The 7,796-nt window shown below is 31.6% G+C and carries 7 protein-coding genes; 1 reads left to right on the top strand and 6 read right to left on the bottom strand.

Annotated features, from left to right (window positions below; all coding sequences use genetic code 11):
- Positions 1–51 precede the first annotated feature (51 nt).
- The 6 genes from phoU to cvfB form a co-directional block, all read right to left on the bottom strand.
- Complete coding sequence (gene phoU, locus NR218_RS10390) at positions 52–702, bottom strand: phosphate signaling complex protein PhoU (RefSeq protein WP_115344962.1); 651 nt, start codon at positions 700–702, stop codon at positions 52–54.
- 6 nt (positions 703–708) lie between these two features.
- On the bottom strand, positions 709–1,653 hold the full coding sequence (pstB, locus tag NR218_RS10385; RefSeq protein ID WP_049430864.1) for a phosphate ABC transporter ATP-binding protein PstB: 945 nt from the start codon (positions 1,651–1,653) through the stop codon (positions 709–711).
- A gap of 77 nt (positions 1,654–1,730) precedes the next feature.
- Positions 1,731–2,651, bottom strand: a complete 921-nt coding sequence (pstA, locus tag NR218_RS10380; protein WP_002449903.1) for a phosphate ABC transporter permease PstA — start codon at positions 2,649–2,651, stop codon at positions 1,731–1,733.
- A 1-nt stretch (position 2,652) separates the two neighbouring features.
- Positions 2,653–3,579, bottom strand: a complete 927-nt coding sequence (gene pstC, locus NR218_RS10375) for a phosphate ABC transporter permease subunit PstC (RefSeq protein ID WP_002449801.1) — start codon at positions 3,577–3,579, stop codon at positions 2,653–2,655.
- Between the two features lie 182 nt (positions 3,580–3,761).
- Positions 3,762–4,712 carry a PstS family phosphate ABC transporter substrate-binding protein gene (locus tag NR218_RS10370; protein WP_265883396.1) on the bottom strand — a complete coding sequence of 317 codons (951 nt, stop codon included), beginning with the start codon at positions 4,710–4,712 and terminating at the stop codon, positions 3,762–3,764.
- Between the two features lie 300 nt (positions 4,713–5,012).
- On the bottom strand, positions 5,013–5,909 hold the full coding sequence (gene cvfB, locus NR218_RS10365; RefSeq protein ID WP_265883395.1) for an RNA-binding virulence regulatory protein CvfB: 897 nt from the start codon (positions 5,907–5,909) through the stop codon (positions 5,013–5,015).
- Positions 5,910–6,057: 148 nt separating this feature from the next.
- On the opposite strand from cvfB, the gene NR218_RS10360 reads away from it, so the two are divergent.
- Entirely contained in the window at positions 6,058–7,662 is a 1,605-nt protein-coding gene (locus NR218_RS10360) for an ABC-F family ATP-binding cassette domain-containing protein (protein WP_002449802.1), read from the top strand.
- Positions 7,663–7,796 lie beyond the last annotated feature (134 nt).

Raw genomic sequence — 7,796 nt, 5'->3', positions numbered from 1 at the left:
CCTTTACTTTGATTTTTTTAGTTTGAATAAAACTATCAACTATAAAGTAGTTTAACGATCATATTTATCAAAATGTTCACCAGTAAAGTAATAATAAACACTTTCTGCTATATTTCTTACATGATCCCCTACTCTTTCTAAGTTACGTGCAGCTAAATGAGCTTGTCCAGCTACAAACGGGTCATTATCAATTAGATAAGTTGTGTTAACAATATTCACGTATAAATCGTCAATATCTTTATCACGTTCGATAATTTCTTTAATCAATGTTAAATCTTCATTTTTAACAGCAGTATTTAAGTCTTCTAACATTAATAATGCAAGTTTACCCATTGTTTTTAAACGTGTTAAGACATAATGATCTGTAATTTTTACTCTTAGTCGAATATGAGCGATATTTGCAGCATTATCCCCCATTCTTTCAAAATCAGTAGAAATTTTTAAAGCTGCCATCATCATTCTTAAATCAGTAGCAATTGGTTGTTGTTTCGTGATTAACATGATTACTTGTTCGTTAATGTCATAATCAAATTTGTTAATTTCTTTATCTTTTTCAATGACGTGTCTAGCAAAGTTTCTATCATCTTCACTCAATGATTCAATAGCATTGTTAACATTTGAATAAACACGAAGACCAAGACGACGAAGTTCTTTAATTAAATCGCCCAATTGGCCTTCATATTTTTGTCTAATAATTTTCATTAAGCATTAACCGAAACGACCAGAAATATAATCTTCTGTTTGTTTGTCTGAAGGATTAGAGAAGATTTTATCAGTATCGTCATATTCATTTACATAACCATTAAGGAAGAATGCTGTTTTATCAGAAACACGTGCAGCTTGTTGCATGTTGTGTGTAACCATAATGATAGAATAATTTTCTTTTAATTCTTGAACCAGTTCTTCAACTCTTAAAGTAGAGATAGGATCTAATGCAGACGTAGGTTCATCCATTAAAATAACATCTGGTTCAATTGCTAAACATCTAGCAATACAGACACGTTGTTGTTGTCCCCCTGATAATCCATACGCATTTGTATGTAATCTGTCTTTTAATTCATCCCAAATTGCAGCACCACGTAATGACTTTTCAACAATTTCATCAAGTAATTTTTTATCTTTAATACCATGGATTTTTGGACCATAAGTAATATTATCATAAATTGATTTAGGAAACGGATTTGGTTGTTGGAATACCATTCCTACATTCGTTCTTAGTTTTTCTTTTGAATAGTTGCTATCAAAAATATTTTGTCCTCTGTATAAAATTTTACCCGCAGTTTTAACTGATGGTACTAATTCAACCATACGATTTAATGTTTTAATATACGTTGATTTACCACAGCCAGAAGGTCCGATAATAGCAGTGACATTATTTTCTAAGATATCTAAATTGATGTTTTGTAAAGCATGATTTTCACCATACCATAAATCTAAATTTTGAGTTGAATAAACTACCTTTCTTTCACTGTCAGGTTTAATATCTTTTTTATTTTCATTATTAGTTGTTACAATTGTTGTCTTTTGCGACTGATTGTCGTTATGTTGTTGTGTGTCGTTTGTTGGATGAGTGTGATTTGAGCGTTGATCAACAACATCATTTGTATGTTGTTCAACGTTCTTTTTCTTTTCATCTACATTGATTTTTGCCATATATAAAACTCCTTTTATTTTAAGAGAGAAAGCAGAAACCTTTCTCTCTATCCCAAATAACTTTAATAATAAAATGCTTAATATTTTCTAGAAAATTTATTACGTAAGAAAATTGCTAAACCGTTCATTAATAATAAGATAACAAGTAATACGATAATACCTGCTGATGCCACGTTTTGGAATTCAGCTTGTGGCATTTTAGCCCAAGTATAAATTTGAGTTGGTAAAGCAGTAAACATTGAGAATAAACCAGATGGTACTGCTAAGAAAATAGTCGGAATACCGATTAAGATTAATGGTGCTGTTTCACCTAATGCACGTGAAAGTGATAAAATAAATCCCGTTAAAATACCAGGTAAAGCAGCGGGTAAAACCACTTTTCTAATTGTTTGCCATTTATTTCCACCTAGACCATAAGATGCTTCTCTTACAGAATTAGGTACGGCACGAATCGCTTCCTGACTTGAAACGATAATAATCGGTAAGATAAGTAATGACATTGTTAAAGCAGCAGCGATAACAGTATTTCCTAAAGATAATGATTCAATACCAGCGCCACGTACAAATAATGTTAAACCTAATAAACCAAATACAATTGAAGGGACACCAGCTAAGTTAGAAATACAAATTTTAACGAAACTTGTAAACATATTATCGCGTGCGTATTCTTCAAGATAAATTGCTGTACCAACACCTAAGATAATAGAAATTGGGATAATAGTAATCATTAACCATAATGTACCAGCTAATGCGCCTTTAATCCCAGCTTGTGATGGTGTTGAAGATGAGAAACTTGTAAAGAATTCAGGTGTTAAATGTCCTACACCTTTTACAAGTGTTTGAATCAGTAGTGCGGCAAGAACGATTAAAGCAAATACAATACATGCAAAGAATAGCCATTTATTAAGACTATTTTTTTTATCACGACTAGATAGGTTTTTTTCGACTTTATTTTTGTCAACTAAACCTTTAGCTCTTGGATCAGTCGTTGCTGTCATATTAATACTCCTCTCTATAACGCTTAGATATCCAGTATGAAATTAAGTTCATAATTAATGTGAAAATGAATAATGTGAAGCCAACTGCATAAATACTATAGTAAATATCTGAACCGAATGTCGCATCACCTGTAGCAATTTCAACAATATAACCTGTCATTGTTTGAATAGAGCTTGTTAATGTTAAAGATGATGTCGGTGAACTACCTGCAGCTAATGATACGATCATTGTTTCACCAATAGCACGAGAAATACCAAGTACAATTGAAGCAATTACACCAGAAGCGGCAGCTGGTAATACGACTTTAGTTGCCACTTCAAATTTAGTTGAACCTAAACCAAAAGCACCTTCCCGCATTTTATTAGGTACAGAAGCCATTGCATCTTCACTCATACTTGTAATAATTGGAACAATCATTATTCCAACTACGATACCAGGACTGATAGAGTTAAAACTATCGAGTTGAGGTATAAATGTTCTTAATAAAGGTGTTACAAAAGTTAAAGCAAAGAAACCGAATACGATAGTTGGAATACCAGCTAAGATTTCAAGAATAGGTTTAATAATACGTCTTGCTTTATCGCTTGCATATTCACTTAAGTAGATTGCAGCCCCTAATCCGATAGGAACAGCCACTAAAGTACCAATGAAAGTGATTTTTAAAGTACCAAGAATTAAAGCCCAAATACCATATTTAGGATCAGAACTTGTAGGGCTCCAATCTTTAGTAAAAAGAAACTCAGTAATTGAAACACGTGTAAAGAATGTGATTGTTTCAGTGATTAACGTAAATAGTATACCGATAGTTGTTAAAATAGAGATGGCAGCAATAATCCCTAAAATAATTGGCACGATTTTATCAGAAAATCCACCTTTTTTAGCGTTATTTTTAGCTATCATCTCTCTAACATTAGTGTTAGAAGCCATATGTAACCCTCTCTTTTTATTTCTCCCAATAGATTTTAAAAAAGAGCAGGAAATTATCAGGTAACGAATGAGTTCAAATTAATTTAAAACACTTTAACAATCACCCATGTATATATCCTGAACAACTCATGTAACATTTACATGAGTTGTTAATTCCCAGCCCTTTATATTAATAATGATTATTATTTGTCAGAATCTTTTTTGTATTTATCTAATTCTTTAAGTCCATCTTTATAAACTTTGCTTGGTGAAGCAACGTATCCAGCATCTTCAGCTGATTTACCTTTGTCATCTAAAGTGAATTTCAAGAATTCTCTCATAACATCATTATCTTCTAATGATTTTTCTTTAACATATAAGAATAATGGTCTACTTAAAGGATAAGAACCATCTTGGATAGTCTTTTTAGTAGGTTCTACAGATTTACCATCGTCACCTTTAATTTTAACTTCTTTTAATTTATCTTTATTTTGTTTATAGAAGTTATAACCGAAGTAACCAATACTTTCTTTGTTTTTCTCAACTGATTGAACGATAACGTTAGTATCTCCATTTTTTTGAGCTTTGATATCTTGTTTATCCATAACTTCTTCTTCCCAGAAGTCATAAGTACCATGACTTGAGTTTGGAGAGAAAGCTTTGATTTCTTTGTTAGGCCAGCTAGAATCTACATCTTTCCAAGTTTTAGCTTCGCCACTGTAGATTTTTTTCAATTGATCTTTAGATAATTCTTTTACAAAGTCATTATCTTTATTAACAGCAACAGTTACACCATCTTGTGCAATTTTAAATTCTTTATATTTAATGTTTTTGTCTTCTAATTTTTGTTTTTCTTCATCTTTGATAGGTCTAGAAGCTTGTGAGAAGTCTGTTTCGCCAGCGATGAATTTTTCAAAACCAGCACCAGTACCTGCTTGACCAGATGAAATAGTTGCGCTTGGATGATCTTTAGCCCATTTTTCATTTAATTTTTCAATGATTGGAGCAACAGTAGATGAACCTTCACCTTTTGCAGAACCTTCAAGGTCTTTTCCATCTCCTGAACCACTGCCGCCACTATTTCCACCGCCACATGCGCCTAAAAGAACAGTAGCACCTAAAACAGTTGTACCAACTAATTGCCATTTCTTCATTAAAACATCCTCCTAATTATAGATAACCCAAAATGTTATATGTATTTCTTACAATGCTTATATTACATACTTTTTGTTAATGTAAAATAGAGTAATTGTAAATATTTTGTTAATTTATCAAAAAACTTATGTTTTATATAAATAAAACCCATAAAAAAACCATCGAAAGTGTTACCTTTCAATGGTTTTGAACTATCTTTTCAATGGTTTTGAACTATCTTTTCAATGGTTTTGAACTATCTTTTCAATGGTTTTGAACTATCTATATAATATAGAAGAAACTCGTTTTTCATGAACTCATTATTCTTGAATAAGGGTTTTACCTTTTTTAGTTAATGTAATTTTTCCAGTTTCAATATTTATAATTTTTCTTTTATATAAATGACCAATTGCACGTTTAAATGAACCTTTACTCATGTTGAATACTTCTTTAATTGCTTCCGGACTTGATTTATCCCAAAATGGAAGTTCACCATCATACTCTACTAACAAATCAAAGATGACTTGACCATCTTCATCTAAACGTTCATGTGCGAGTGGTAAGAATGAACCGTTCAATTCACCTTTTTCATTATGCCCGATAATACGTACTTCTACAGCTTCGCCTAGTCTTGGCTCATGTTTACGTTCAGACTCATGTACAAATACTTTGTAACCATCCTCAGTTAATAAAAAAGTACCGATACGTAATAAACGATAAGGTCTTGCTTTTAATACTTGATTTTGCATATCATCATTAGATACAGGTGTAAACATTTTCTCCACAATTGTTTCACTAGCTAAACGCGCGAACATTTGATGATCTCTATCGATTCTTAATGTGACAAATACATAATCTCCTGATTGAGGCCATAACGATTTAACTTTAGGTAAATCTTCCCATGGAATAAGCACTTCTCTTGGTAAACCAACATCTACTCTTGCACCATCTCTATCTGTTTTTAATACTTTTGCAAAATCATATTTATCTTTTGTAATATCAGGCATATTTTGAGTAGCAAATAATTCACCTGAACGGTTTGGATAAATGAAGAAACTATATTCTTCTCCAATTTCGAATTCATCTTCCTCATTGATTTCTGACTGATTTAACTTCACTTGTTCACCATTTGGACCTTTTAATAAATAAGTAGAGCCTTCCAATCCAAGAACTTCTAGAAATTCAATTGAACCAACGATATCTTTGTCTAATGCCATAGTTGTCTCCTTTAAGCAGTGTATTTCTAAGTATTATAACATGAGTTTTGTAAAGTATCATTGACATAAATGATATAAGGTCGAATATAGGAACATTATATGATATAATTTTTTGCGTTAGATAAACGATGAATAAAGGAGTAAATGAATGTTACAAGTTACGGATGTAAGTTTACGTTTTGGCGATCGTAAACTATTTGAAGATGTAAATATTAAATTTACTGAAGGTAATTGTTATGGACTTATCGGTGCGAATGGTGCAGGTAAATCTACTTTCTTAAAAATCTTATCTGGAGAAATTGATTCACAAACGGGTCATGTTTCTCTTGGAAAAGATGAACGTTTAGCAGTATTAAAACAAGATCACTTTGCTTATGAAGATGAACGTGTATTAGATGTAGTTATAAAAGGTCATGAACGTCTATTTGAAGTGATGAAAGAAAAAGACGAAATTTATATGAAACCTGACTTCAGTGATGAAGATGGCATTCGTGCAGCTGAATTAGAAGGTGAATTTGCTGAAATGAATGGATGGAATGCCGAAGCAGATGCAGCTTCCCTACTATCAGGACTTGGTATTACCCCAGATTTACATGATAAGCAAATGTCAGAGTTAGAAAATAATCAAAAAGTAAAAGTATTATTGGCACAAAGTTTATTTGGAGATCCAGATGTTTTATTACTCGATGAGCCTACCAATGGTCTTGATATTCCTGCCATTAGTTGGTTAGAAGATTTTTTAATTAACTTTGAAAATACTGTCATCGTCGTATCTCATGATCGTCATTTCTTAAATAATGTATGTACACATATTGCAGATTTAGATTTTGGCAAAATCAAAGTCTATGTTGGTAACTATGATTTTTGGTATCAATCAAGTCAACTTGCTCAAAAAATGGCTCAAGAACAAAATAAGAAAAAAGAAGAAAAAATTAAAGAATTACAAGACTTCATTGCTCGTTTCTCTGCGAATGCGTCAAAATCAAAACAAGCAACTAGTCGTAAGAAGCAATTAGAGAAAATTGAACTTGATGATATTCAACCATCTTCAAGACGTTATCCTTATGTGAAATTCACCCCAGAAAGAGAAATTGGTAACGATTTATTAGTAGTTGATGGTATCTCAAAAACAATTGATGGTGAAAAAGTTTTAGATAACATTTCATTCACTATGAATCCAAATGATAAAGCTATTTTAATTGGCGATAGTGAAATTGCTAAAACTACCCTATTAAAAATACTTGCTGGTGAAATGGAACCAGATGAAGGTTCATTTAAATGGGGAGTGACAACTTCATTAAGCTATTTCCCTAAAGATAATTCTGATTTCTTCGAAGGCGTAGATATGAATTTAGTTGAATGGTTACGTCAATATGCTCCTGAAGATGAACAAACTGAAACATTTTTACGTGGCTTCTTAGGACGTATGTTATTTAGCGGTGAAGAAGTTAAGAAAAAAGCAAGTGTATTATCAGGTGGAGAGAAAGTACGTTGTATGTTAAGTAAAATGATGCTTTCAAGTGCCAATGTTTTACTACTTGATGAGCCAACGAATCATCTTGATTTAGAAAGCATTACAGCTGTTAATGATGGATTAGCTTCATTCAAAGGATCAATTATCTTTACTTCATATGATTTTGAATTTATTAATACAATCGCTAATCGTGTGATTGACTTGAACCAACCAGGTAGTTTATCTAAAGAATTGCCATATGAAGAATATCTAAAAGAAATTGGTGTGTTACAAAAATAAAATAACAGGATTTTAATAAGGTATCTTCTATTTTTAAAATTTAAACTATGCATAAAACTGTCGATAAATAACGAACTTTATCGACAGTTTTTTTATAAAATACTATTATTTTCGAATTATTGTTATTATTTACA

Source organism: Staphylococcus sp. SUC_1.2 (assembly GCF_026222585.1).
This window is presented reverse-complemented; position numbering and strand designations above follow the sequence as displayed.